36 protein-coding genes, 1 pseudogene and 1 riboswitch are annotated in these 25,333 nt (G+C 36.1%); of the genes and pseudogenes, 12 read left to right on the top strand and 25 right to left on the bottom strand.

Features of this window, described 5'->3' with window-relative positions; translation table 11 throughout:
- Positions 1–171: 171 nt before the first annotated feature.
- Positions 172–354, bottom strand: a complete 183-nt coding sequence (locus ACRPLQ_RS03820; protein WP_182030001.1) for a hypothetical protein — start codon at positions 352–354, stop codon at positions 172–174.
- Between the two features lie 133 nt (positions 355–487).
- Positions 488–694 (bottom strand): hypothetical protein, encoded by a 207-nt coding sequence (locus tag ACRPLQ_RS03815; RefSeq protein WP_028414907.1) that lies wholly within the window; start codon positions 692–694, stop codon positions 488–490.
- Between the two features lie 513 nt (positions 695–1,207).
- Here ACRPLQ_RS03815 and ACRPLQ_RS03810 point away from each other — a divergent pair.
- Both ACRPLQ_RS03810 and ACRPLQ_RS03805 read left to right on the top strand, forming a co-directional pair.
- Entirely contained in the window at positions 1,208–1,417 is a 210-nt protein-coding gene (locus ACRPLQ_RS03810; RefSeq protein ID WP_047750082.1) for an alpha/beta-type small acid-soluble spore protein, read from the top strand.
- An 83-nt stretch (positions 1,418–1,500) separates the two neighbouring features.
- Positions 1,501–1,659 carry a hypothetical protein gene (locus ACRPLQ_RS03805; protein WP_165636196.1) on the top strand — a complete coding sequence of 53 codons (159 nt, stop codon included), beginning with the start codon at positions 1,501–1,503 and terminating at the stop codon, positions 1,657–1,659.
- 221 nt (positions 1,660–1,880) lie between these two features.
- Here the strand turns inward: ACRPLQ_RS03805 and ACRPLQ_RS03800 are convergent.
- Positions 1,881–1,982 (bottom strand): annotated as a pseudogene (locus tag ACRPLQ_RS03800) (esterase); the annotation flags it as partial.
- Between the two features lie 265 nt (positions 1,983–2,247).
- Between ACRPLQ_RS03800 and ACRPLQ_RS03795 the strand changes: the two are divergent.
- Complete coding sequence (locus ACRPLQ_RS03795) at positions 2,248–3,036, top strand: hypothetical protein (protein ID WP_432235684.1); 789 nt, start codon at positions 2,248–2,250, stop codon at positions 3,034–3,036.
- A gap of 4 nt (positions 3,037–3,040) precedes the next feature.
- Positions 3,041–3,511, top strand: coding sequence for a hypothetical protein (locus ACRPLQ_RS03790; RefSeq protein WP_432235683.1), 471 nt, complete (start codon positions 3,041–3,043; stop codon positions 3,509–3,511).
- A gap of 479 nt (positions 3,512–3,990) precedes the next feature.
- On the opposite strand, the gene ACRPLQ_RS03785 is transcribed toward ACRPLQ_RS03790, so the two are convergent.
- The 9 genes from ACRPLQ_RS03785 to ACRPLQ_RS03745 all read right to left on the bottom strand — a co-directional run bounded on the left by ACRPLQ_RS03785 (position 3,991) and on the right by ACRPLQ_RS03745 (position 8,755).
- Positions 3,991–4,395, bottom strand: a complete 405-nt coding sequence (locus ACRPLQ_RS03785; protein ID WP_165636193.1) for a hypothetical protein — start codon at positions 4,393–4,395, stop codon at positions 3,991–3,993.
- A gap of 316 nt (positions 4,396–4,711) precedes the next feature.
- The gene (locus tag ACRPLQ_RS03780; RefSeq protein ID WP_432235682.1) at positions 4,712–5,230 is read right to left on the bottom strand and encodes a YfiT family bacillithiol transferase; all 519 of its coding nucleotides are present in this window, start codon (positions 5,228–5,230) and stop codon (positions 4,712–4,714) included.
- A 126-nt stretch (positions 5,231–5,356) separates the two neighbouring features.
- Positions 5,357–5,884 carry a hypothetical protein gene (locus tag ACRPLQ_RS03775; protein WP_051137136.1) on the bottom strand — a complete coding sequence of 176 codons (528 nt, stop codon included), beginning with the start codon at positions 5,882–5,884 and terminating at the stop codon, positions 5,357–5,359.
- A gap of 223 nt (positions 5,885–6,107) precedes the next feature.
- Positions 6,108–6,383 (bottom strand): hypothetical protein, encoded by a 276-nt coding sequence (locus ACRPLQ_RS03770; protein ID WP_182030007.1) that lies wholly within the window; start codon positions 6,381–6,383, stop codon positions 6,108–6,110.
- A 27-nt stretch (positions 6,384–6,410) separates the two neighbouring features.
- Complete coding sequence (locus ACRPLQ_RS03765; protein WP_182030009.1) at positions 6,411–6,701, bottom strand: hypothetical protein; 291 nt, start codon at positions 6,699–6,701, stop codon at positions 6,411–6,413.
- Positions 6,701–7,000: a DUF2089 family protein gene (locus ACRPLQ_RS03760; protein WP_182030011.1), complete on the bottom strand. Its 300-nt coding sequence runs from the start codon at positions 6,998–7,000 to the stop codon at positions 6,701–6,703. Before ACRPLQ_RS03760 ends, ACRPLQ_RS03765 begins: the two co-directional genes overlap by 1 nt.
- A 210-nt stretch (positions 7,001–7,210) precedes the next feature.
- Positions 7,211–7,492 carry a hypothetical protein gene (locus ACRPLQ_RS03755; protein WP_025749994.1) on the bottom strand — a complete coding sequence of 94 codons (282 nt, stop codon included), beginning with the start codon at positions 7,490–7,492 and terminating at the stop codon, positions 7,211–7,213.
- A gap of 81 nt (positions 7,493–7,573) precedes the next feature.
- A complete protein-coding gene (locus ACRPLQ_RS03750) occupies positions 7,574–7,759 on the bottom strand; it encodes a hypothetical protein (RefSeq protein ID WP_182030013.1) in 186 nt (61 codons plus the stop codon).
- Positions 7,760–8,314: 555 nt separating this feature from the next.
- Positions 8,315–8,755: a DUF3267 domain-containing protein gene (locus tag ACRPLQ_RS03745; RefSeq protein WP_230624684.1), complete on the bottom strand. Its 441-nt coding sequence runs from the start codon at positions 8,753–8,755 to the stop codon at positions 8,315–8,317.
- Between the two features lie 396 nt (positions 8,756–9,151).
- Between ACRPLQ_RS03745 and ACRPLQ_RS03740 the strand changes: the two genes are divergently transcribed.
- Complete coding sequence (locus tag ACRPLQ_RS03740) at positions 9,152–9,604, top strand: DUF4288 domain-containing protein (protein WP_049165967.1); 453 nt, start codon at positions 9,152–9,154, stop codon at positions 9,602–9,604.
- 130 nt (positions 9,605–9,734) lie between these two features.
- On the opposite strand, the gene ACRPLQ_RS03735 is transcribed toward ACRPLQ_RS03740, so the two are convergent.
- Positions 9,735–10,316, bottom strand: coding sequence for a manganese efflux pump (locus tag ACRPLQ_RS03735; protein ID WP_063247141.1), 582 nt, complete (start codon positions 10,314–10,316; stop codon positions 9,735–9,737).
- 119 nt (positions 10,317–10,435) lie between these two features.
- Here ACRPLQ_RS03735 and ACRPLQ_RS03730 point away from each other — a divergent pair, with 119 nt between their 5' ends.
- Positions 10,436–11,077, top strand: coding sequence for a DUF1232 domain-containing protein (locus tag ACRPLQ_RS03730; protein ID WP_028414916.1), 642 nt, complete (start codon positions 10,436–10,438; stop codon positions 11,075–11,077).
- Positions 11,078–11,120: 43 nt separating this feature from the next.
- Here the strand turns inward: ACRPLQ_RS03730 and ACRPLQ_RS03725 are convergent, their stop codons facing one another.
- Entirely contained in the window at positions 11,121–11,393 is a 273-nt protein-coding gene (locus tag ACRPLQ_RS03725) for a DUF3973 domain-containing protein (RefSeq protein ID WP_034267529.1), read from the bottom strand.
- Between the two features lie 192 nt (positions 11,394–11,585).
- On the opposite strand from ACRPLQ_RS03725, the gene ACRPLQ_RS03720 reads away from it, so the two are divergent.
- Complete coding sequence (locus ACRPLQ_RS03720; protein WP_432235681.1) at positions 11,586–11,927, top strand: SPW repeat domain-containing protein; 342 nt, start codon at positions 11,586–11,588, stop codon at positions 11,925–11,927.
- Positions 11,928–12,167: 240 nt separating this feature from the next.
- On the opposite strand, the gene ACRPLQ_RS03715 is transcribed toward ACRPLQ_RS03720, so the two are convergent.
- From ACRPLQ_RS03715 to ACRPLQ_RS03700, 4 genes are all read right to left on the bottom strand, one after another.
- Positions 12,168–13,040, bottom strand: coding sequence for an AraC family transcriptional regulator (locus ACRPLQ_RS03715; protein ID WP_049165969.1), 873 nt, complete (start codon positions 13,038–13,040; stop codon positions 12,168–12,170).
- Positions 13,041–13,289: 249 nt separating this feature from the next.
- The gene (locus ACRPLQ_RS03710) at positions 13,290–13,859 is read right to left on the bottom strand and encodes an MEDS domain-containing protein (RefSeq protein WP_028414918.1); all 570 of its coding nucleotides are present in this window, start codon (positions 13,857–13,859) and stop codon (positions 13,290–13,292) included.
- Between the two features lie 244 nt (positions 13,860–14,103).
- On the bottom strand, positions 14,104–14,295 hold the full coding sequence (locus ACRPLQ_RS03705) for a hypothetical protein (RefSeq protein WP_182030019.1): 192 nt from the start codon (positions 14,293–14,295) through the stop codon (positions 14,104–14,106).
- 255 nt (positions 14,296–14,550) lie between these two features.
- Complete coding sequence (locus tag ACRPLQ_RS03700) at positions 14,551–15,333, bottom strand: GNAT family N-acetyltransferase (RefSeq protein ID WP_416420485.1); 783 nt, start codon at positions 15,331–15,333, stop codon at positions 14,551–14,553.
- 149 nt (positions 15,334–15,482) lie between these two features.
- On the opposite strand from ACRPLQ_RS03700, the gene ACRPLQ_RS03695 reads away from it, so the two are divergent.
- Together ACRPLQ_RS03695 and ACRPLQ_RS03690 are read left to right on the top strand one after the other, a co-directional pair.
- Positions 15,483–15,914 carry a terpene synthase gene (locus ACRPLQ_RS03695; protein ID WP_432235680.1) on the top strand — a complete coding sequence of 144 codons (432 nt, stop codon included), beginning with the start codon at positions 15,483–15,485 and terminating at the stop codon, positions 15,912–15,914.
- A gap of 434 nt (positions 15,915–16,348) precedes the next feature.
- Positions 16,349–16,480, top strand: coding sequence for a YvrJ family protein (locus tag ACRPLQ_RS03690; protein WP_014458777.1), 132 nt, complete (start codon positions 16,349–16,351; stop codon positions 16,478–16,480).
- A gap of 14 nt (positions 16,481–16,494) precedes the next feature.
- On the opposite strand, the gene ACRPLQ_RS03685 is transcribed toward ACRPLQ_RS03690, so the two are convergent.
- Positions 16,495–17,760, bottom strand: a complete 1,266-nt coding sequence (locus ACRPLQ_RS03685) for a molybdopterin molybdotransferase MoeA (protein WP_432235679.1) — start codon at positions 17,758–17,760, stop codon at positions 16,495–16,497.
- A gap of 114 nt (positions 17,761–17,874) precedes the next feature.
- Between ACRPLQ_RS03685 and moaC the strand changes: the two genes are divergently transcribed.
- Positions 17,875–18,363, top strand: a complete 489-nt coding sequence (gene moaC, locus ACRPLQ_RS03680) for a cyclic pyranopterin monophosphate synthase MoaC (RefSeq protein WP_432235678.1) — start codon at positions 17,875–17,877, stop codon at positions 18,361–18,363.
- Between the two features lie 12 nt (positions 18,364–18,375).
- Positions 18,376–18,888 (top strand): MogA/MoaB family molybdenum cofactor biosynthesis protein, encoded by a 513-nt coding sequence (locus ACRPLQ_RS03675; protein WP_432235677.1) that lies wholly within the window; start codon positions 18,376–18,378, stop codon positions 18,886–18,888.
- A 33-nt stretch (positions 18,889–18,921) separates the two neighbouring features.
- Here ACRPLQ_RS03675 and ACRPLQ_RS03670 read toward each other — a convergent pair whose 3' ends face one another.
- The 5 genes from ACRPLQ_RS03670 to ACRPLQ_RS03650 all read right to left on the bottom strand — a co-directional run bounded on the left by ACRPLQ_RS03670 (position 18,922) and on the right by ACRPLQ_RS03650 (position 24,180).
- Complete coding sequence (locus ACRPLQ_RS03670; RefSeq protein WP_028414925.1) at positions 18,922–19,584, bottom strand: sulfite oxidase-like oxidoreductase; 663 nt, start codon at positions 19,582–19,584, stop codon at positions 18,922–18,924.
- A gap of 24 nt (positions 19,585–19,608) precedes the next feature.
- Complete coding sequence (locus ACRPLQ_RS03665) at positions 19,609–20,526, bottom strand: ABC transporter permease (protein WP_047750055.1); 918 nt, start codon at positions 20,524–20,526, stop codon at positions 19,609–19,611.
- Positions 20,513–21,580 carry an ABC transporter permease gene (locus ACRPLQ_RS03660; protein WP_034267581.1) on the bottom strand — a complete coding sequence of 356 codons (1,068 nt, stop codon included), beginning with the start codon at positions 21,578–21,580 and terminating at the stop codon, positions 20,513–20,515. Before ACRPLQ_RS03660 ends, ACRPLQ_RS03665 begins: the two co-directional genes overlap by 14 nt.
- On the bottom strand, positions 21,555–23,087 hold the full coding sequence (locus tag ACRPLQ_RS03655) for an ABC transporter ATP-binding protein (RefSeq protein ID WP_034267605.1): 1,533 nt from the start codon (positions 23,085–23,087) through the stop codon (positions 21,555–21,557). The genes ACRPLQ_RS03660 and ACRPLQ_RS03655 overlap by 26 nt, the downstream gene beginning before the upstream one ends.
- Before the next feature lie 82 nt (positions 23,088–23,169).
- Complete coding sequence (locus tag ACRPLQ_RS03650) at positions 23,170–24,180, bottom strand: BMP family protein (protein ID WP_432235676.1); 1,011 nt, start codon at positions 24,178–24,180, stop codon at positions 23,170–23,172.
- A 75-nt stretch (positions 24,181–24,255) separates the two neighbouring features.
- Positions 24,256–24,362: riboswitch (SAM riboswitch) on the bottom strand.
- Positions 24,363–24,714: 352 nt separating this feature from the next.
- Here ACRPLQ_RS03650 and ACRPLQ_RS03645 point away from each other — a divergent pair.
- Positions 24,715–24,864: a hypothetical protein gene (locus ACRPLQ_RS03645; RefSeq protein WP_156830712.1), complete on the top strand. Its 150-nt coding sequence runs from the start codon at positions 24,715–24,717 to the stop codon at positions 24,862–24,864.
- Between the two features lie 90 nt (positions 24,865–24,954).
- Here the strand turns inward: ACRPLQ_RS03645 and ACRPLQ_RS03640 are convergent, their stop codons facing one another.
- Positions 24,955–25,323, bottom strand: a complete 369-nt coding sequence (locus tag ACRPLQ_RS03640) for a hypothetical protein (RefSeq protein ID WP_034267584.1) — start codon at positions 25,321–25,323, stop codon at positions 24,955–24,957.
- Positions 25,324–25,333: the final 10 nt, after the last annotated feature.

Here is a 25,333-nt window from a genome sequence, read left to right as displayed (position 1 = left end):
AAATACTAACCGCTTTACCTATCCACGCCTAAAACCAAGATGAATTTTCCAATACCTTAGGCACAAGCAATTGATTACTACACTGAAATGAGAATATTTAGTGGAAAGATCCTTCTAACATATAAAATAGAAGGATCTTTTTATAAAATAAAACGCTGCAGAATATTCCTGCTAATAAATATAACGTTCAAAATGTTCTCTATTCATATTTGTTTTGAACGTAGAGGTACTCAGTCCTGAACGATTTATTAGCGGTTGGCTGCCTTTGTCTTCTTTAGGTATATTCATTTCAAGACCTTGTATAGTGAAAGGATCATACATATACGTTGTTCGTTCAGTTTCTGTATGCGACATTAACTTCACCTCTATTAATAGCCCTCGTTTTTTTAAATCATGTTAACTCGTTTACAGCAGATCCTCTAATAAAAATAGCTACGTTTCATAGGTCTTTTCGCTAAAAAAGATCCGCCGTTTTCTACTTTTTTTATTACGTTGTAATTTCTTGTGGCTCTTCGCCTTCAAGGTCAGTAAAGAAATTTTCTAAAGATTCCCTTGGGTCAAGAGCACGTCCGTCTTCTTCGACAATACGGTTAAGCGTAGGGTCATTATTGCTATCTTTATTTTTATAGTTGTTATAATCAACTCTTTCTGCAATTCCTGAATTATCAACGTCTTTAAAGTCTTTCTTTGGCATAAAAACACCTCCTAGCCCTATTGTTTGAAAATTTGAAGATAAAATAAGTGGAAGGTTAAGTTATATTTTTATTTCCCCAGAATTAATTAGATACTTGTTGCTAAGAGATATGTACAACATGTTTAATTGTTTTACGAAATAGGGAAACTAAAACGTCAAAACTGAATTTACAGAGGAAGAATAACTAAACACACTTCTTAAAATAGCTATAAAAAGCAATCATTTTTATTAATCCAAAGACTAATTCTTTAAAGAATTAGTCCTTTGTCATTCAATTAGTATACTCTTGAACATGAAAAAAGAATGACAAATGAACTGTCATTCTTTCTCCTACACATGGCAAGCGTATAGTTTTCTTCACAAGGAAATGAAACATGTAATTCCACTTTTCACAGCGTAACTTGTTTCTACTCTTTAGTATCATTAAATGATAAGGTCTAAACACCCACAAATTACCATGTATATACTTCTTGTCCTCTAGGAAACTTAAGGAAAACAAGGAGGTGACACAACATGGCAAACAACAAAAGCAGCAACAACAACGAATTATTAGTATACGGTGCTGAACAAGCAATCGATCAAATGAAATATGAAATCGCTAGCGAATTTGGTGTAAACCTTGGTGCTGATACAACTGCACGTGCAAACGGATCAGTAGGCGGCGAAATCACAAAACGTCTTGTTCAATTAGCTCAGCAACAACTTGGCGGCGGACGCTTCTAAGACAACTTTATAATTGATGGCTGAAGGAAGAATGGATCTCCATTCTTCCTTTTTGTACGAATAAAAAAGGAAGGAGAGATTATATGCAGCAAAATCAACCGGCTAAAGAAAATGCGGGCTTTACTGAAAAATCAGCAGCTTCTGCAACAAATGCTCAAAAAGTAAAACAAGAAATCCAAAGAGACATAAATGAAGGACAAGGTGCAATGACTTCTCGAGAAGCAGGCGCAATGCGCGATTAAAAAAACACTTTAAGCAGTTTTTAATCACGGACTCTTTGTATAAGAACCTATAAAAGTACCTCAATTAACCGAGGTACTTTTAGCAGTCTACTCTATTTCGACGGGGGAAATACTGTGACTTCGGGTGTGTTTCATCAGGTCTATACTGGTGAAACACAAAGGCAAACGGTCTAATCCCCAATGTATAAAAGGCAAGCCTGCCTTGTCCACCTGAAAAATAATTAGTTTGTATTTTGTCCCTCGCCATTCAGCCCTTCTTTTATGTACGCGTTAACCTGACTATTTGAAAGCAACCCAATATGTCCAATGCCATAAAGTTGAATATATTTCTATATCTTGAACAAACGAATCAAGACGCCATGAAGCATATAACCATCTCTTTATTAACATAATACCAATTGTTAGAAACAACATGTAAAAAAGCTCTCTATCGAAAAATAAAGAGCTTTTTCTTATCAACGAGTTCTCCATTTTGACAAAGATTAAGTGTATATCAATGGATATTGCATAAAATAAGTAAACAAGACCATATTAAATATGAATGATAGGTATAAAAGTGTATTTTCTTCCAATCATAGGAGATCGTATATGAATAATTATAAAAATGACAATACTGCAAGACGCTATATTGCTCATGTTAGTATATTTGGAACGACTCAAATTCATTTAAGAAACCCCTATATTGTTGCTTGGTGGTCAGCAGCTTTTCCTGGGTTTGGACACTTGCTACTGTCTAAATACCTTCGCGGCTTTGTGTTATTTATATGGGAGGTCGTCATAAACCTTAAATCTCATGTAAATTTAGCAATGATTTATTCTTTTCAAGGAAACATTGATATGGCCAAAGACGTGCTTAATACAAGATGGCTTCTTATTTATATTCCCGTTTATATTTTTGCTATATGGGATAGTTACCGAACAACCGTTGATTTAAATAAAATATACGTGTTAGCTGAAAGAGAAAATCATCGGTTCAACTCCTTTAGTATAGGAGCCATGGAAATAAACTATTTAGATAAACGGAATCCCATCTTGTCGGTTGCCTGGTCCTTTTTGATGCCAGGTCTAGGACAACTTTATATTCATCGGATCATTGGTGCTTTCTTTGTTATTGTCTGGGCAGTTGTTTTCTTTTATTATTCTCACCTGCTTGAAGGGATTTCTCTTCTATTTTTAGGAGAAATAAAACAGGCTACTTCCGCTTTAAATAAAGAATGGCTGTTATTTTTCCCTTCCCTATATGGTTTTGCTACTTTTGATTCCTACATGAATACTGTTGAGAACAATAAACTTGTGGAAAGAGAGCAAAAAAACTTCTTCGAGAAAACGTATCAACATCCAAGCTTTTGTATTGTGAAAGGAAAAAAGGTGGAGTGAAAACATGCAGATCTTTTCTACATTTGAATACTCCAGTTACATAGAGTTAGCTGTTTCGGAGCTAGAAAGAAAAGGGATAAAGAAAGAAGATATATTTATTGTTCCTCTCAATAATCGAACGGAAGATCGCCGGATTTTTGATAGCCTTCATCGAGCCGATGGAGTTTCTCTTATTGATTTAGGAATGACTCTAGCCACAGCCTTTTCAGTCATTGGTGCAAGCATTGGTTTTAAACTAAGTTGGGGGCCCATCTACTGGGGACTAATTAGTGCTTTTATCGGATTTATCTTAGGACTAGGAATTAAACTATTTATGTTTAAAGTAATCAGGAAAAATCAACGGCTTTTACGCGGCAAACATTCGGAAGTCATACTCATTGTTGATTGTCGTACGGTGGACGCCGAGGTGGTTGAACAAACTTTGTGGAAAAACCTTGCCTTAGGTGTTTCAAAAGTCAGACCTGATGGCTTATAAAAATAAGTTATCACCGTACAATATAATAGCGAGATGCAGGATGAATGAATTAATATTCAGGATTAGAGATAACTTCCTTGACGGATTGAGGTAGTTTTCCTGTTTTCAAGCTGTATACTCTTTAATTAGCATAATGTCATTTATTAGAACCAAAAAAGCTGTATGAAGAATCTTGTTCAGGTAGTCTTCTGTTTAAAATTTTATGGATTGCGACTCTCTAACTTCTGCATATTTTCCCATATCATTTGAATTTATTAAATGTCATTACAATTTCCTTTTATTTCTTAATAAAATAACAATCGATATCAAAGAAACAGTATTAATTAATTCTAAAAGAGGACTTATTCTGTCTAAAAATAAACTAATCATGTTCTATAACATTTAATTTTCACAACCTTCTAATTAAAATTAAAAGATTAAAAACAAATTATAAAACTACTTTTAGGCAACTTATTGAAATATTTCAAGAAAAAACACTGTTAATCGGGAAGTTCTAAAAAATCATCTAAGTGTGTTTCAAGCTCAACTTTTATATCGCTAGGTGACTCATCAACTAGTTCTCCTATTACTTTGCTTCCAAAGATTTTTTTCGAGAGGGGTATACCTAAAAACGTACGGCTACATTTCCAAACTGCTACGTTATAAAAATCAAGCATATCTCCTTCCTTATCATCATTGATAAATATAATGACTACAGATTCATACCCTTCATCAAAATGATCACCGTTCGTAACCTCAAACTTCACAAAAAGATCTAAGTTTTGTTTCTGAAATAAAGGCGTATATGTTTGTTCGAGTTCCATCGTGACATCTCTTAATTCTTGTTCGGTTTTATTGATTTTGTTTTTTAGCTGTAATGTAAATTCTCTCTCACCGTATTTCATTTATAATCACCGTTTTCTAAAATTAATGTTGAGTAACAATTCTACGCATAAAAACTAAATTCCTTTATTGTATACTTCATACATCCTTAATTAGTATACTCACCGCTGTTGACATTAATAAAAAAAGAGATTTAGACATAGCTAAATCAATGGAGTCTACGGACGAACAAATAGGATAAATGAAATCTTTGTTCAACCTAACAATGAAAAATCAGAAAAATCAATCGATACTATTGGTTAATTTTTCTGATTTTCCTTCAACTAAAATACTTTTGTCCCAGCCTCTTTTCAAAAGTGACATATATTAAATGTTATTCTACCATCCTTTTTGATTTCTTAATGTGGTAATATGAGCAATATGATGTTTTCCATGCCAAGCGTAAGTGGCTATTAATTGCTCAATCGTCACTTCCCCATTTTCAGGATGGTGGATCGTTTTCTTCAATTTTTTTTCATCAAGTGAGTTTAACACTTTATGAAGACGCTTATGTAAAGCTAAAAAAAGTTGAAGAGAAACTTCTATCGGTAAATCATTATCAGGCAGAGCTGACCAAGCTACTTCATCATAGGCGTTAATAGTAGGTGCTTGCTCTGTTAAGCCTAATTTAAAACGAGTATAAGCATTCATATGGGAGTCAGCTAAATGATGGACAACTTGACTTAATGTCCAGCCGCCTTCTCGGTAAGGCGTAGCTAATTGTTCTTTTGTCAGTCCTTCTACAGCATCAGCTAATTGCTTTGGGGCATCTCCAATGTCATGAATCCAACCTTGAATATCTTCTTTCTGAATATTTTCTTTCACAGTAAATTTCCCAATCGGATATTGATTAAACATATTTCTTCCTCTCTTTCTATTTTTATTACTATCTAGTATAGCACTTTACTCGAAAATAAATTTAAATATTCAGAATAAAACAACCAGATGAAGTGTTAAAAATAAAGGAAAAAGGATCTTCAGCGATTAGAAGACCCTTTTTCCTTTATTTGCTTTAAGCACTTGTAATCTTGACTGAGAATCATTGGTTTGCCTAATTACTTTTTCCACAATGTACTGATATCCATATAAAACAACGGCTAAAACCGTAGTCATCCCCCAGTACATGCTTGGCGACATCTTTTTCATTTTAAAGATGCCCACTTTTTTCAAAGCACCGCCAAAAGGGAAAATATTAAACCAGTCTAACACCGTATTGGCAAGTATGTATTTTAGAAAAGAGCCGTACGTTAGCTTAAATATCCAAAGCGTTCCTATTAAGTGCGGACCTAAAATATAAGTAAAATCTATAGGTGCTTTAGGAAATAAAGGATTGTTATTTCTAAACCATTTTTTCTGATTGGCAATGACGGTAAACACAATGATGAATAAGTTAGCGAAAGTAGCTACAGGCAAAAAACGGACAAATGATTTTGTTCCTATAAAAGGCGCGGTTAACCATGGAAAGATTAGCACGCTTAAAGAAATGATCAATTTTCTTTTATACTTACGCATGAATTGTCTCCTCAAACTTTATTTTCGTAAATATTATTACCTAAAATTGAAAGTTTATGTAATATACCACAACGATTCCAGGCAAAGATAACCTAGCTAACGATGACATACGTATATTCTTATATTTCTAGGCGTTTCTACCTTTGCACTTTATAATGGTGAATCGTGATAAAGAAAAAAAGCAAAGAGAATGTTCTCTTTGCTTTTTTTCCTTTATGCTACTTTATATATCCTGAGTTTTCATTTTATTTAATTCATCTTGCTGCTTCTTTTTAAAAATCTTTCTTCCTTCTTCCCATTCGATGAGAAATATACTTAAACCAAATAAAAGCAATAAAATTAATTTGATTGGGTGATTTATTTGGTGAGCTGTAAATACCCATCCGCAGTATACTAAGTAAGCTGTTGGCATAATCGCTCCCCAGTATACACTTGCTCGAGTAGATAAAAAGTAATGAACGGCACATATCAGTACAAAAAATAACAAATGATGAGGCATGATTTAATCTCCCTTTCAAAGATTCCTTTATATATCCTGAGTTTTCATCTTATTTAATTCATTTTGCTGCTTCTGTTTATAAGAATCTCTCCCTGTTCCCCAATCCACAATAAATATAAACAGTACAAAAAGGATTGCTAAAGGAGCTTTTACAGGATGATCCATTAGTATTTGATGATTTGTAAACAATCTCCATCCACAATAGGATAGAAAAGCCGTTGGAACGATAGCTCCCCAATACATGTTTGCTCTAGTAGATAAAAAATGATGACTTAAAATTGCAATAGAAATAGCTGCAATTGTACTCCACTCAGACATTACTTAATCCCCTTTTCATCTTTATATTTCTCTATAATCACCTTGGCGTCTTCTAAGCTAATGCGCTCTTCAATAGCAAGCTTTTTAACAAGGCTAATTAATTCTTCTTTATCGTGTTCTTCATTTATCTCAATCTTTTGTATTAAACGATCCAAACGTATACGAACAGTTGGATAGGACACTTCGTAGTCTTTTGCAAGCTGTTTTAAAGAGCCTGAATTTAATACAAATTTTCTTATAAACTCTACATCATCACTTTCTAACGACAGTATCCATGAAGGAACATCCTTATTATCCATATATAACCACCTCTTCCTTTTTTTAATATACCATGAACTTAAATAAAGTTAAAGTTTTTTTAAATAAAATTAAAAACACTAATAAATTAAAGTTTCGTTTTATTAGTGTTTGTAGTTTATATAGCGTTTATTTCTAGTGGCAATGGCATTAGAATCCAATCTTCAAAAAAAGAAGCATCTAGCCTTTAAAGACTAAATGCTTCTCCTCCTTTACACCTTATAAATTTCATTAGACGACAGCCAGTCAACGAATTGATGATACGGATAATATGTAGTCCCTTTCAGCTCTATTTTTGGAGCTCCAGGATATTTAGTTAACAGTTCTTCAATTTCACCCTTACTCAAATGAAAGTGATAGTGCAGATCTTTTTCTTTAATCAAATAAGGATATTTTGATTTCCTTTGAGGTTTACTAAAATTTTTTAAACCATCGCCTATAAAATAACCAAGGGCAGCTAATCCTAACGCTAACCAAAAAAAGTTCATTTCCAAAACAGGATACCCCCCAAACATTTCTAATAAATACATTCTAGCGTAAGATTCATAACAAAGAGATCTTACTTTATAAGATCTCTACAAATTAGCCAGTTTTTCATCGGCTATAAACTTCATAAGTATACCTGCCCCTGAAACATTTAATAATATGCTGCTACCTAAAATAACACCATATAATAATCCAGCTATATGTACTGTTAAAGCTAAAATCAAAAAGACTGTTCCTATACCGACTAAAAATAATCCCAAGCTTCGATTATCCATCTATTTCACCACCAAAAAAATAAATATAGTTATATTTTAACATAATTATAATTATTTCACTTATCAAAAAAAGGAGAAGCTAAGCTATGTTAGTTTGCCCTTCTTTTTGTAACTCCAGTTTTCATTAAAAACCCTGCGGATATAATACAGGCAGCAGATAAAAGCAACCCTGTTAATCCCTGTTTTAAAATAAACCCAAAGATTATAATAGAAAATGATCCTAAAAAGAACATCAACTTGACTAAAACACTTCTTTTGCTCATTTATCCAATCATCTCGATTCTATATACAAATAATACATATAGTTACTCCCTCTGTTCTCTTTGTCCAGCACTCCAAGCTAACGCTAATATAGAAACCGTTACAACTACTGCAGTCACCATAACTATATCCACCTCTTATTCCTTATAATTACATTTTAACATAATTTTAGAATACTGTTGGAACGGAGGTTATACGAAACTGACTAGTATAAAACGGATTACCAGCACAAAAAGAGCATCTAATTACTATAAGTGCTCCTTTTTTAGGTATTAGTACAACTAGACCCCTGTCCTACTGCTTCACTTGATAATAACCTCTGCAAAAAAACGAGTTCTTCGGTTTAATCGCAATTAAAAATGAGTTATAGATATCTGAGCCAGAAATGAATGTATTTATCCAACATACAAATAATAGGATGGATCTAATATTTCCTGATACATAGAACGACGTAATAGCAGGAACTATCGATAATACAAGAAAAGGCAAGCTCATAAAGATCCAATATCTCGTTTTAGATAGAGTTGCATTTGTATTGAGCCAGAAAAATATTCCGCTAAATGTCAAGCTCACATCACCTTTTTTATATACGACTAAAACGTGCAGACATTCATGAATAGCAAAGACAATCATACCCATTATAATAAGATAAAAGAGATTGATGTGAGTAAAGTCTGCTCCAAAGAAATAAGGTATCAATAGAATAATAATTTGAAGTAAATATACAAACTTCATATAGTGTTTTCGATACCACGTATTCTGGATAAAAGGCGTCCATTCAGAAAAGTCCCTGCTTATTTGTGGCAAGTGGCGAAACCAACTGATGATAAGCGTTCCCTCCCTTGTCCAAACTTCCACTAATTATGCGTTTGTTTTAACGTAAAATCTCCTAATATATATTACGCTTTATTATTTAAATACTGAGTAAGTAAATACACTGCAGCATTTGTGAGTTGATCACTATGTCCCTCCCCCCTAATATAAAGAATATATTGATTATATTTCCATTTTATCATAGGTTAGTGGATGAACACGATATACCAACTTAGTTATATAAGCAAGAAGGACGATAAGGAATACGATGTTAAAATTAATTATTATGGTTCCTTTAGTTAAGAATGGAGAGTTGATATGAAAACAACTAATAGCGAAGAGTTAGGTGACCAATGGTATGGAGTAAAGGTTCTTTATAAGCACTTAATAGTGGGTAAACCTAATACAGAAAAGATCGACGAAAATTATGAAGAACATCAGATATTTGAAGAAAGTATTTTATTAATTAAAGCCCCATCATTTGATCAAGCCTATGAAATTGCAGAAAAGAAAGCAAAAGAATGTGAAGAAAGCTATACCAACGTTTATGATCAGACTGTGCACTTCCAATTGATTGAGAGTTTAGATGCCTTCCTCTTATGTGAAGAAGAGGAGTTACCAAATGGTTCGGAAGTATATTCACGTTTTTTACACGTGCCTAAAAAAGAAAGTTTAGCTAATGTCTTATCCAGGTACTATCCGGAAGTTACAGAGGATGAAACAGAGCTGATACGCAAAAGCTTCATTTTAAGGAATAGAGATTTTAATTGAAGATTCATATTAAATATAAAGATAAAATGTGTACGGTATACCAACTCAATCAACGTAATGTATTTAGATTTAGCTAATATAAAATATAAGGTAAAAACGCCACTTGCTTTAGTAAGTGGCGTCTCTTCTTTTAGAATATTTGAGTAAAAGCTACAATTAAAATCGTAATCCCGCTGATTAACGTTCCAAATTGACCTAATGTAAATTTCCCAATTTGAACATTTGCTGCTTTTTGCCCCACCATTACTCCTAGCCATACCGTTATAAAACTACCAAATGCTGATGTAAGCGAAATAGCTAAAGGTGATAAACCAAGTAAACCCGCTCCTAGACCGTTTGTAAGTGCATTGGCTGAAAGTGCAACACCTAGCACACTGCTTTCAACCCAGCCAATATATCGTACGTTTTCTTGACCACTACTATCTAATTCATCAATTTCATTATTTTTTTGGGAACCAACTAATAAAATAATTCGAATTCCAATTAGCGTTAATAATACGACGGCTACAATAACATGGAACACCCCTGGTAAAATCGTTGAAAGCCATCGGCCAAACATAATCCCGGTCATGCTAAAGAGGAAACAAATAGCTGCTATTAGTAAATTAGAAAGCCATTTTATCCTGATTTTTCGTACTCCATAAGATATTCCTACACCAAAGTTATCTATACTTGATGATAGGGCAAAACCTAAAATGAATAACCATTCCATTTTGTATTCTCCTTTTGATGATAATATTGAGGAAATTTGCTTACTTGTTGCATATATTGTTGATAAACCTTCAATAAAATGAGTACTGCGCGTTGAAAAATATAAAGAGGTGAATCGCAATGTCTAACATCCAAAATGAACAAAGCCTTGGTCTGTTATTAAGGTCTTTATTAAAGGAAAATGCTTTATCTATGCGGAAACTAAGCTCACTTACGGGGATTGATACGGCAACTATTTCACGGATTATAAATGGAAAGCAGCAAGCAAATCTACATCATTTAAAGCAATTTGCACACTATTTAAATACGCCTCTTGAAGCATTGATTGATCCTGCTGAAGCTGCTTCAAACCATACAGAAAATGAACTAGAAACAGGCATTCATTACTCCATCGATAAAATTCAAGAAATACTTAAATCTTTTAATATAGCAGATACCAACTTTACGATTGAACGTGTAAAACAAGAACTAACAAAATATAAGCAATATGCACAGACAGACGAAGGACACAGCATGATCATAAATAACTTTCAATCCAAAATAGAGCAAGTAGGAAGCGTTGGTACTTTCATCGACCAATTAAAGCAAATGTATCTTGAATATTGTAGCGAAGAAACCTCAGCCGCCAAGCGCTCTATATTGGGAAGTGCGCTATTGTATTTTATTTTGCCTACCGATATTATTCCAGACTACGTCTTTCCAATCGGTTATTTAGACGATGCAATAGCTGTACAACTAGTGATGAATCAACTTACGGAATAAAAACTGAGTTTTATTAAGGGAACTGAACGCGGCATGCCGCTATTTATTGTGAAAATGGAACTTTTTCTGAACCATGATGATGAGCAGGTAAATACTCTATTGCCTTCTTTAATTTAGATAATTCCTTTGGCACAATCTTTTTAATAATTTTTTCTTTTTTACATGGCTCGCATGACTCATGGTTGCATCTATGTGCACACATACCTAAAGGGATTTTCTCTCCTACAAATGGATCTATATAGACTCCATTTTCAAATAACTTACTCTTAATAAGATGTTCATTTTGCAATCTGCAGCAATTAACACAATAGTACATTTGTTTTCACTCTCTTTCTTATACTTGATTTTGAAACATCTTATGAGAACTCATCAACAGAAGTGCTTGTTCCTACATGAAAAGTTGAAAAAATCTCAACAGGCGTTGATGAATACTCAACACACGTTACTTACAAACATATAGTTTAATCATGACATCACTACGAGTGTCATAATTTGAGGAGGGATAATGATGAAAGCAAGAGGAATTGCTAACGCCGTAATTGGTATTTGGTTTGTTATGACCCCGTGGATGCTTGGGTTTTCATACGATGCAGGGGCTACGTCAGCAAGTATTGTATTTGGAACCCTTCAAGTGATTATGTCTTTTTGGGGAGTTACTAAACCCGGATGGAATTCATGGCAACATTGGATTTCGCTCATTACCGGATTATGGTTTATTCTTTTTCCCTTTATTTATTCATTAACAGACGGTGTGCTTTGGTCTAGCGTCATACTTGGGTTAATGACCGTATTACTTAGTTTATGGAGCTTGAACTCTAAAGCAAGATTAAAATTAAAAGCTGTAAGTTAAAAAGCGAATAATATTCCAGTGTTTGCTTAAACTACTCAAGATACCGCAACGTATCGACTATGTGAGAAATCATTCTCCTAGCAGAAAAGCTCCCTACGGAAATAGGGAGCTTTTTCTGCTTTTTATGTAAGGACGGTACATATTTATTTAGTCAACGTAATGTAGTTGATAGAAAGCTATAAAGTAGCAAAGGTAGATCACATTTGTGATCTACCTTTGCTCTCCATTACGGAGTCATCATTACTTTTTTAACACGGGTATCCATATTTCACTTTTAAAGGTTGGCGACGTTACATTTTTATGTTCATTCCATAAGATTTCCGGTCCTTCTACTTGTTCATAAGTTGAGGCCGGAAACCATTCTGAATAAATTCGTCCCCATACATCTTGTAATGTGTCAGGAAATGGTCCGACTGCTTCGAATACAGCCCATGTTCCAGCTGGCACTTCAAGTTGTACTAAATGATCGGGACAATCCTTAGTTGTGGCTACACCGATATAATGGTCCAGCTGCCCTTTTTCCTCCATTCTCCCTTCAGAAAAGTTCACAGATGCACTAAGCAAACCCAGTGGTGTAACATTAGAAAGTTCTTTTAATTCACGTATTGTTTCATCGTTCAAACTTTCCCACATAGCAGCAATCTTTGGATTGACTCCATGAAAGATTATTGGAACTCTTTCTTTAATACCGACTATATGAAAGGCCTCTTTTTCCTCAATGCGATAATTCATCTCATTTCCCCCTTTAATTGATAACTGAAAGGTCATTTTTGGAAATGCTTTAAGTGAACTGCCGCTCTTTTTAGCTTCGGAAGGAGTTATACCATGCAAATTTTGAAAAGCTCTTGTAAACGAATCTGGTGAGCTGTAATTGTACTTGATCGCAACATCAATGACTTTGATGTTACTATCTTTAAGTTCAAATGCTGCAAGTGTAAGTCGTCTTCGGCGAATATATTCTGATAAAGTAATACCTGCAAGAAAAGAAAACATTCTTTTAAAGTGATACTCAGAGCAAAGAGCCAGTCTTGCTACTTCTCTAAAATCGATATCATTGGTTAAATTCTCCTCAATATAGTCTAAAGCTCTATTCATATTTCTAAGCAAATCCATTTATATGACCTCCCTTATTATCAGAATAGCAGGATTTGAATAGAGCTATCCGACATTTCATGCACAGTTATGCAGGCTTTTTTCTTCTGTTCATAAGTTTTCACAAACTTAAACAAGCTATTCAAGATGCAATTTTAGTTAACATAATAACTTTCGAAAACAATAAGTAAAGAGCCTTAAAGTATAAGGCTCTTTATTTGTTCTCTATTCACCTGTGTTTTTATGAGCAAATCCCAACAAAAATAGCAATTACACTGCATCTGTCATTACATATAAATGGGATGGCGCAATTTTGTTTTCTAAAATTACGTATGGATGGCATTTCATTAAAGCGAGCTTAAGAACTTCTGGTACTCTCTCTTCATCATAAGCGCATACTAAATACAATCCGCCTTTATTTACTAATTTATCGGCTTCATTTTCAAACTCTTCTAGAATAGGTATAATTCCTTCTTGCTGCCCCCATTCTACATGAGCCCATATTTGAAAAGATGTATTGTTTTTATAGAAAGGATCTAAGTGTCTAGAAAGGTGTTCAAAGATTATGGCAGGCTGAAAACTTCCACTTGAACAGTAATAATCAAAATTATTAATAGTATGTATATAGGTTAATTGATCTTTAGTTAGAATTCCCTCTAATTTTTCAAAAATTAATGGAATTAATCTTTCACTTTCTATAACTAAAGTATGTCTCTTCTGTTCAATACCCGAAACAATATAAGACACAAGATTGTCTAAGTAACTTTTCATATCGTCAATGTTGTAGTAAATATGAACGCTTTCATTATTCTGTATTAATTGAGCAAACTGATTTTTCAAATATGTACGCTCCCTTATATAAAATCAACCTAAATTTTAAGCCTCTTAAAATAGTAATTTGTTTATCTGTTAGAAAGATTCTACGCTTTGCGTTCCTGCATGTCAAAATTGGATGTTCTTCCCTTTGTTTTGGGGTGGACAGCTTTTTTAGAACAGTGTATCTATATTGATTGCAAACGTTTGCGACAATTATTCTAGCAGCTTGACTAAAAGATACTATACCCTTTTCAAATACGATTAAAACCTAACAAGAAATGATTATGGAATTAAACTTTTGTACACCTGTATAAATAGAATTACCTGTTAATATTGCGGTTCCTAGAAGCCATCCTACCGTAGGAGAGTACTCAAATACATTTTTCAAAGCCATCCCTAAAGAAATAGCTGCCATTCCTAACATTAATAAAAGGACAGTAATGCCTTGCTGTCTTTGCATATATACCACCTCAGATGCTTTTTCTTCTAATCATTGTTTCCTCGGCTGCTCTTTTTCCCCTACAATCCAAGCTAAAGATAAAATTGAAACAGTTACAACTACTGCCGTCAACATCCCTATATCCACCTCTTCTTCCTTATAATTACATTTCAACATACCTTTAGAACAGTATTTAAACATACCTATCATAATTAGACTTAGTTAACTTAAAATATGTTGTTGGTACAAAGAAAAAAACCATATTTCTAGGGCTTTTCATTTTAATACATATAGAGCGTAACTCTCTTCATTAGAAAATCCAAGTTTACTAGCTAATACTTTTGACGCTTCATTATTATTATCGCAATCCCAAGCAGGCATAACGTTCTTTTCTAAACACTTTTTTACAAACTCTTGACCTACTATCTTTCCCAGTCCCTGTCCTCTATAGCTAGGATTAGTCACAATATCGATTTCAGCTATTGTTCCACTATGAAAGATCGACACACATTCAGCGACAATATTTTCTTTATGGATAACACAAACACCTAATCCGTTTTTCAGAAAATGACTTTCTGATCCCCAGTAATCCACTATATATGATTCATTAAAATTCTTACTTTTTCTTAAAGCATCGGAGTTAAAATCTTTTAACTCATAAAGATCGGGAAGATTATACTTAGAAGGAACTTTTGAAGGAACAAATCTATACTTAGAACGCATCATTTTCTTTACGTATGGTTCGAAAGTCTCGTCAAAAAAAGCCTCCCAGTCGGTCGATGGAGTAAAAACAGTAAAACGTTTTTCCTTACCATAAACATTCTCAACAAAGTAACGATAGAGAGATTTATTAAACACCCCATCATTTCCTTTACCAAATACATAATAGTCACCTGCAGGTATTCTAAGAAATCCTGACGTTGGCCTCATACGATCATTTACATACACAGATCCTTCAATAACGTGATTAACGACAGAAAAAGCAAATGTAGGAGTCTTAAATGACGCTTTTAAAATGTTATGTATCTTATCATAATCTTTTGGTTCTAAATAATACATTTTATCTACTCCTCCTTAACAAAGTATATGTTTATATATTTGTTAATTAATACCACACAAGACTATTTTACTGTAAACTGAATACTACAGATTTAACAATATCTAATTTATAAAAATATCGTACATCAACATGTTAGCAGGAGGAACTTATGATATCGCTTCATAGAAATTTAAAATTGCGTGATTTAGAAATCTTCCATGTATCAAGGAATGGAAGAATTATATCTTATGTAGTTATTGAAGACACTCGAAATCCATTTACAGAAGAAGATAAAAAACTAGATCCATTATGTTATATGGATGCAGAAGATATTGACGCGATTTTAAACGTTTTTAGGATTTCGATTATTAATGATGAAAAATTAAACGAAAAAGATTCAGACCTTATAACGTCGTTCTTTTCAGACTTTGTTAATAATACAAATTTAACAAACTTTATTATTAAGGAATACATTCAAGAAGATTTGTATGATCATGAAGTTAACCTAAAATTCTTCAATAAAATGTTAAAGAATATAGGTTCAAATTATAGTATTGAAGAATTTGATGAAATCAACTGGATTTATTTATCTCAGGATTAAGACCGTGTACACAAACCACCCTCTTAGGCACACAGCAAAAAAGAGAACCCTTAGGGAAGTAAGAGTTCTGAAAAAGTCACTTTTATAGAATATGCAACTTTTTATACATCCTTCATTTAGTTGATTTTTCATTAGGAGGACCAATTAAATCGATGAATTAAAAGTGCACCTCTTATTCATATGTTAGAACACATCAAAAGTATTATTTATATTTTAAAATATGTTATAGTTTAATTCCAATAATCGTTCATACTTGAATACGTGTGAATGAACCCTTATAAAAAGCAGCCTCGCTTGCCAATGCCGAGGCTGCTTTTTCTTATTTCTTAAGGACTTTTGTCTTAAAAATGGACGTATACCCTGTGAACAAATACTTAGAAATCACATATTATAGTGTATCTTCTAATTGAAGGAGGTATGCAATTATAGAAAACTTGGTTAGTTATATTAAAGAATTAGGCTTTCCAGTTGCGCTATCTTTTTACTTACTCGTGCGCATTGAAAGCAAATTAGATCGAATTACAGAACTGCTTCAAATTCTTATTGAAAAAAAGGACAAGCAATAAGCAGACTTCTGCTTTTATACCCAAAGCGAACTTGTACCTTCTTTTTCAAGATGCAGCACATCCACTTCTATTCCCCTATCGTATCCATGCTCTCCACCCGGAAGAACAATCAAGCCGTTCGCCGCAGCTAAAGACGAAATAGCACCCGACTTGTCCATGCCAACAGGCGTTACTAAGAGCCTTCCCCCTTCGTCTGTAATTTCTCCTCGCACCATTCTTGTGAATGCGTTAGGCTCTTTAAAACGGCCGTTTAACACCGCTTTTGTTTTATGTAAATGAGGCGCCGGTGAATGTAAAAAGCTGCGAACAATCGGACGTACAAACAGTTCAAACCCGACATAGCAAGCAGATGGGTTTCCTGATAATCCAAACAGCAGCTGTCCGTTTCGTTCTGCGACTGTTGTGACGCTTCCCGGTCGCATCGCAATTTTGTTAAACAGAACATTGGCACCAAGCTTTTCATAAATAGCCGGCAAATAATCATAGTCACCAACGGATACCCCGCCGGTTGTCAGTAAAATATCCACTTCTTCAAGTGCTTTTTCTACCGCTTCATAGCAGCGGTCAAAATCATCTTCAAGCTTTCCTAAATATTTCGGAATTCCCCCGCTTCTTACGATTTGCGCAAGTGCCATATAAGAGTTGCTGTTGCGGATTTTTCCTGGCTCTAGCGGCTCATTTACATCAAGCAGTTCACTTCCCGTTGTTAACGCGCCAACCACCGGCTGCTTCATCACGGCTACATCCGCATAGCCAAACGTAGCTAAAAAAGCCGTGACGCCCGGATTAATGCGCGTTCCTTTTGAAACGAGCACGTCTCCTTTTTTTGTTTCTTCTCCTTTTAACGCAATGTGTTCCCACTTTGAAGCAGGCCTGCTTAACGCCATATATGTTTTGCCTTCTTTTTCATACGACTTCGTTACTTCAAGCATCACAACCGCATCACATGAATGAGGCACTTGCGCTCCTGTCATAATGCGCACTGCTTGAAACGGCTTTACTTCTTCTTCAAAAACAGAGCCAGCGCCGATTTCACCTACAACTTCGAACTCTACAGAATGTTCATTTGATACTTCTACGCAGTCTTGTGCTCGAACCGCAAAGCCGTCATAAAGCGATTTATTAAAATGAGGCACGTTTTGGTCGGCAATAATATCTTCTCCTAAATAGCGCCCGTAGCTTTCGGTGATCGATACGCGTTCGATGCTGCCTTTTCTTTTATATGTCATAACTTTTTCAATTGCTTCAGGAATTGAAATAGGTGTTCTGCTTTCTAACATACATTCTTCACTTCCTTTATGTCTGTTCACTTTTTACGCTATGGTGTAAAATCATAGCATATCTCACTATTTCTATCATACAACAAAATTTACTGAAAAAGGATGAAAACACCGATGTCTTCTTTTACACATTTTAATGACCAAGGCCGTGCCAATATGGTCGATATTAGCGAAAAATCTATCACTTGCCGCGTTGCAACAGCTCGTTCAAGCATACTCGTTAACAAAGAAATTCACGAAGCCATTGTAGAACATAAAATCGGAAAAGGTGACGTGCTTGCTGTCGCACAAGTAGCAGGGATTATGGCAGCAAAACGCACGTCTGACATTATTCCGATGTGTCACCCTCTTTTATTAAAAGGCGTAAACCTTTCATTTGACTGGGATACAAGCCATGATCAATACCGTTTAGTAATAGAAGCAACGGTTAAAACCGAAGGATCAACGGGTGTTGAAATGGAAGCTTTAACCGCCGCTTCTGCCTGCGCATTAACCGTTTATGATATGTGCAAAGCCATTGATAAAGGCATGATTATTGGCGAAACGTATCTGCTTGAAAAATCAGGCGGCAAAAACGGTGACTATAAGCGTACGGAATCATAAAGGAGGTACATAATGAGCGTACACGAACATAAATCCAAAGCAACTCAGCCCGTTCGCTGCAAAATCATTACGGTATCCGATACACGTACAAAAGAAACCGATAAAAGCGGCGCGCTAATGATTCAACTTCTGAAAGAACACGAGATGCAGGTCGCTTCTTATGAAATTGTAAAAGACGATCAAACGTCGATTCAACAAGCGATACTTACCGGATGCAGTGCTGAGGACATTGACGTTGTTCTCACAAACGGCGGCACCGGCATTACAAAACGAGACGTCACAATTGAAGCCGTTCAAGCGCTGATTCATAAAGAAATCGTCGGGTTTGGGGAGCTGTTTCGCATGCTGAGCTACACCGAAGACATTGGCAGCGCAGCGATTATGAGCCGGGCAATTGCCGGGACGATTAACGAAAAAGCCGTTTTTTCTACACCAGGATCAAGCGGTGCTGTTCGCCTAGCTATGACCAAACTGATTTTGCCTGAACTTCGCCACGTTGTGTGGGAATTAAACCGCCAGCGCTAACAAAATGCCTATGCACACGCATAGGCATTTTTATTAATCATAGTCTTTATGTACCCACTCATCTTCTGGAATGCCTAAATCTTCTCCAGAAAAACGCTCTTCTTTAAACGGATCTCCTCTAAGATGAAAGCCGTTTTGCTCCCAAAAGCCCGGATGGTTTTCATCAATAGCTTCAAAGCCTCGAAGCCATTTGACACTTTTCCAAAAGTACAAATGCGGCACAACCAATCGCAGCGGATATCCATGCTTAGGTGTAAGCGGCTCTCCGTTAAAGGAATGAGCGAGAAGAATATCGTCTCTCAGTAAATCTTTTACTTCAATATTTGACGTATAGTCATTATCTCCGTGCAGCATGATATATTTACTTTTCAACTCCACGCCAACTGCTTTTAAAAAGTCTGTAAACAGCACGCCCGTAAATTCATTATCAAGTCTTGTCCATCTCGTTACGCAGTGAATATCACATTTCACCGTTGTTTGAGGCATGTTCAATATATCTTGATACGAAAGCGTCACTTCTTTGTCTACCAACCCAAACACGCGAAGCGTCCACTCCTCTAAGTTATACTCCGGCACGTCGCCTTCATGTAAAATGGGAAAGCGCTCTGTTACTACCTGACCCGGAGGCACTCGTCCTTCATACTTTGGATCAATTTCCGGTGTTTTCATTCGTTTAATACGGTCTGCTTTGTTCATAGGTACCACCTCTTTATTTTTTTATCAGCGTGCACTTTGCTGACTTGTTTGATTCGTTTCGACTCCTTTATCTCGCAGGAAAAACATCGCTGCTAATGTAAGTACATACGGCACCATCATCGTGAACTCGGTCGGTATTGAAAAACCTTGCAGTCGTGTGCTCACCGCATCCATTAAACCGAAAAGTATACTCGATGCTAAAATACCGATCGGATGAGACTGACCGAGCATCATCGCAACAAGTGCAATAAATCCACGCCCTGAAGTCATGCCTTCTGAGAACATCGTGACTTGCCCTAATGAAAGCTGTGCTCCTGCAATCCCACACAGAATTCCGCATGCTGCAATCGCAAACAGCTGATATCTTATTGCTTTTAACCCAAGCGTACTTGCTGCTACTTGATTGTAGCCTACTGCTAGAAGACGAAAACCAAAAATCGTTCGATAAAAAAAGATATAAAAAGCAATAGCTGCTAAAAATGCAAAATAGACAAGCGGTGACTGCCCGGAAACAATGTCGCCGATTATAGGTATGTCTTTAATTAAAGGAATATCCCATGTGCCTATTCCATGCATGTTTTTATCGTAATAGGCACCTTTTGTATGAAAAATAGTCCGGAGTAAAAATGTCGTTAAGCCCAGTGCTAAAAAATTAATAGACACCCCAACAACAATTTCATTCGCTTTAAATATCACGACCATCATCCCAAACAGCAACGCAAAAAGTAAGCTTGCTCCAGCCGCAATCACGATCGCAAAAAAGACATTGTGAGTATAATAGTTACCGGCAATTCCGCTAAAAGCCCCAATCAATATCAGACCTTCTAGCCCTACATTAAATATGCCCACGCGCGCGCAAAGCATTCCGCCTAGCGCCGCTAATAATATAGGCGCAACCATTCGCAGCGTTGCATTTAACAGTGACCAATCAAGCAGCTCCACGAATATCAGCTCCTTTCTTTTTTGCTTTCCACCACTGCTTTGTAAATTTTGCTGAGATAAATAGAATGAGTACAGCTTGCATAATACTCGCAATTTCTAACGGAATTTCTGTATTACGCTCTAGACCCATCGCTCCTGTTTGCAAAGCGGCAAGTAAAAGAGACGTAAAAATAATGCCGATTGGATTCGATTTTGCTAACAGAGCAGCCATCACTCCAGTCCATGCATATCCAGGAACGGTAAGCGCACCGTCTACAAATCGGTACTGTGAACCAAGCACTTCAAACCCTCCTGCTAATCCAGCCAAGCTCCCGCTAATGAACATACTGAACAGCATGACTTTTACTTGATGAATGCCTCCATACGCTCCGAACAAGGGATTTTTTCCTGATGCGTTCACTTCGTACCCAAACACAGAGTAGCGAAGCACTGTCCATAGCAGTAGCGCACCGATTAAAGCAATGATAAATCCGACATGAAGAGGCATTCCTTGAAACACTTTTCCAAGCCACGCCGATTGCTCAATCATAGGCGTTTGAGCGAGAGCTGCTGAGCCTGTTTTATCTTGAAATGGGTGACCTGCTAAATAACTTGCAAATAAAACAGCGATATAATTTAATAAAAGCGTCGAAATGACAAGCTGAATTTTAAACGCGGCTTCCATCCAGCCTGCTAAAACAGAAAGCAACCCTCCTGCCGCAACAGCAGCTGCAATAGCCGCTATAAGCTTGACCATCCCTGGAGCCGGTAGGTAATAAGCAACAATCGCTGCGCTAATCGCTCCAACGACCATCTGCCCTTCTCCACCTAAATTAAACACACCTGCTCTAAAAGCAAACCCGACACCTAACGCAATTAAAAGAATAGGTGTAGCGCGAGCCAGCGTAGTGGTGAAGAAATAAAAATTACCAAACGCTCCATTCCAGAGCTCTGTATATGTTTGAAGAACCGAACCACCAGTTAAAGAAATAATAATGCCTCCTATTGCTAAGCCAAAAATGACTGCAATAACTGGCTGGATTAATGATTTAAGAAGTTTCTGCAACTGTATCACCTTCTACCGTTCCTCCTGCCATTAATATGCTTAATTTCTCTTCCGTTGCTTCTTCCCTTGTAAGCTCTCCAACAATACTGCCTTCGTACATCACTAAAATTCGATCTGATAGTGAGATAATCTCCGACAGTTCTGAAGACACAAGTAAAATAGCAGATCCATTATTCCGTTTTTGAATCAATGCATCATGAATACGTTCCATTGCTCCGATATCCACTCCTCGCGTTGGTTCAGCAGCAAGTAGAAAAGAAGTGTTTTGGCCAAGCTCTCTGGCAACAATCAATTTTTGCAGATTCCCCCCTGAAAGTTCTCCAGCTTTTTGCTTAGATGAAGTGGCTTTAATGGAAAATTCATTTATCCATCCCTCCACGCTCGACTTGAATATCTTTCTTTTCAGCCAGCCCATTTTCGAGTGAGAAGCTTTATACTGATAGCCCATCAGCGCATTTTCTTCGATCGTATCGTCTTTAGAGGCTCCCCACATATAGCGGTCTTCTGGAATATGAGCGATTCCTGCTTCTCTTCTTTCACGCACAGATTGCCCTGTAAGATCTTCTTCTCCAAGTTTAATACTTCCGCTGTCTGTTTCTACTAATCCAGCGATTGCTTGAAGCAGCTCTGATTGCCCATTTCCTGAAACGCCTGCAATACCGACAATTTCTCCTGCTGAAACGTGAAGAGACACATTTTGCAATACGTTTTTTTGTCCTTTTCCTTTTAAAAAGAGATTTTGTACGCTTAAATGAGAGGTGCCTTGTGACGGCACTCTTGCAGGACGCTCTTTTAATTCTCGTCCTACCATCAGCTTGGCTAAATGGTGAGCATTAGTAGATTCTTTATTTGTGACGCCGGCTACTTTACCATTTCGCAGAACCGTGATGCGGTCCGCTACTTCCATCACTTCTTGCAGCTTATGTGTAATAATAATGATGCTTTTTCCTTGTGAAGCCAAAAAACGGATTGTTTTTAATAGTTCCTTCACTTCATGAGGAGTAAGTACAGCGGTAGGCTCGTCTAAAACAATGATTTCTGCTCCTTGATACAGCACTTTTAAAATTTCAATCTTTTGCTGTTCTCCAATTGAGCAATGCTTTACTTTTTTATGAACATCTACTGAAATCTGATAGGTTTGGGTTAATTGCTGAACATCCTCTTTCGCTTGCCTTCTATTAAAAAAGAGACCTTTCTTTGGCTCATGCCCCAAGACAATATTTTCAGCCACTGAAAAATGAGGAAAAACCATAAAATGCTGATGCACCATGCCTATTCCGTTTTTAATCGCATCCGCAGGAGATGAAAACGAGACGGTTTTCCCATGTAGCTGAATACTTCCTGAACTCGGCTTTTCCATTCCGTAAAGCATCCTCATCAACGTTGTTTTACCAGCACCGTTCTCTCCGACCAGCGCGTGAACCTCGCCTTTTTTTAGCGTAAAAGACACGTTATCGTTTGCTAAAAATGAACCGTATTTCTTCGTTAAATTCGTTAACTGCAGCAGCTCACTCATTCCATTCATTGCTCCTTTCCCCTTTAGGTTTTTTTCAAAAATAAGAAAGAGAAGCCAGCCTTACTCGACTTCTCTTCTCAACTCACTTTGCTAACGGATCTTTTACCACTGTTTTTCCATCAATAATCGAATCTTTAATTTCTTTTAATTGATTAATCACATCTTGTCCTACAAAGTCACTAAGAGGCGTCTTGCTGTCTTGAGTCACATACGTTAACCCAACACCTTTTTCTTTTAAGCCGTATGTCACTACGCCCGATTTAAATTTGTCATTTGCGAGTGCTTCTACCGTTTCATAAGCAGCTGCATCAGATCCTTTTAACTGCGATAAAACGATATGCTCAGGATCTACTTCCGTACGGTCAATATCTTGTCCTGCCGTATAAAAACCTTTTTCTTTTGCTGCTTCAAATACACCCAAGTCGCCTACTGCTGATGCTCCGGCGATAAAATCAGCGCCTTTTGAAGCTTGTAAAATAGCAAGTTCTTTTGCTTTAGCTGGATCAGAGAAGCTTCCAACATAGTTTACTAGAAACTCTGCTTTTGGATTTGTTGATTGTAATCCTTCTTTAAAACTTACCGTCCATTTTTTTAATAATGGAATATCATCAGCTGCAACCATTCCTACTTTATTCGTTTTCGTAATCAATCCTGCCGCTGCTCCTAATAAATATGAAGCTTCTTGCTCACGAAATACAATGCTTCTTACATTTGGTAAATCGACCACTGTATCAATAATCGCAAATTGACGCTGCGGATTTTCTTGAGCTACTTTTTTCAACGCATCTTCGGATTCAAAAGAAGATGTAATAATCAAGTCATAATTTTCGGCTACCGCAGCACGCAAATTACTTTCAATGGCTGCTTGGTCCGTAGATTCAATTGTCTTTACATCAATGTTATACTTCTTCCCAGCGCGCTTTGCTCCATCATCCATTTGCTGAAAAAACGGGTTAACTCCAATCTTTTCAGGCAAAACAAGAGCAATTCGCTTCTTTCCTTTCTCTTCACTTCCACTGCTTTTTGTACTTTTTGACTGACAGCCAGTTACGAGTAGTACAAGCGCAACTGCTAAAATAAGAAATCTCTTCATTTAACTTACTCCCCCTATAATATAAAAAAAGCTCTTCCTTTATATAAAGGAAGAGCTCGTTAACCAAACGTCTCTTCCTCATCTTCAAGAACATACTGTTCTTAAGGATTTGGCACCATTCTGTCATAGACAGCGGTTGCCGGGTTTCACAGGGCCAGTCCCTCCACCTCTCTTGATAAGGAAAACAATAGCTATTTGTTTTATGTAATATAGTCAATATTAATAGTTTTTCAACAATTGTCAATATTATTTTTCTTTTTCACGCAAAAAAACTTCAAAAACAGATAGGATTATACGGTTTTAGTCTACTAAAATATAAAATAAAAGTTAAAGCCTTTACCTCACTTCTTGAATCATTCTATACTTCTTCACAAAGCACTTATACTGAATCTGTTGACGGTCAAGAGGGTTTAGTGGTAGCAAATAAGTTCTATTATACCTCTTCGGTTAATGTGTTATTAATTGAAACCACTTTACCAATAATGTTAGACTTTTCCTTAGTAATATTGTTAAGAGGTGTTAACGGTGAAATTAATGAAAGAACTATCTGGCATAGCTATTGGGCTTATTATCGCTTTAGCCGTTTCAAAAACATTTTTTGATACCCCGACCAACATTGGAATCATAGTTATTTTTATTACGAGTATGGTCGTAACAGGGATAGCAAGAGTAAAACTAAGATGAGATAATCTAACAAAAAAACACCACCTTTTATTCGCAAGGTGGTGTTTTCTTTTAATGATTTTAGTATGTAGTAATTCCAAGTGAAGGCTTTTACCCTTCTCCATCAATCATCGTATACTTCCTAGCAAAGCGCTTGTAGTAAATTTGCTCATCCTCTTGTCCATTGTTAAAAACAAGTCGGTTATGATCAATATCTTTCTCTTTTAACACATAGCCTTTTTCATCCATCAGTTGAATATATTCATCTAAATGTCCTTTTTTCACCATATAGTAAAGAACATTATCTGAATCCGTAGTCTTTGCTACATCTTGACTTCCCACTTCTAACTTGAATACGGCTGTTGCTGTTTGAATGGGACGGTAGTCTCCGAACACCTTTTCCCAGTTTAGTAGCAGCAGCGCGCTGAAGATTATGATACATCCTCCAGCGGCTACGGTTAGTACAAATCGTTTTGACACTTCTTTCTCT

It is taken from the genome of Priestia sp. TRN 1309 (assembly GCF_050846875.1).
Lineage (GTDB): Bacteria > Bacillota > Bacilli > Bacillales > Bacillaceae_H > Priestia > Priestia zanthoxyli.
This window is presented reverse-complemented; position numbering and strand designations above follow the sequence as displayed.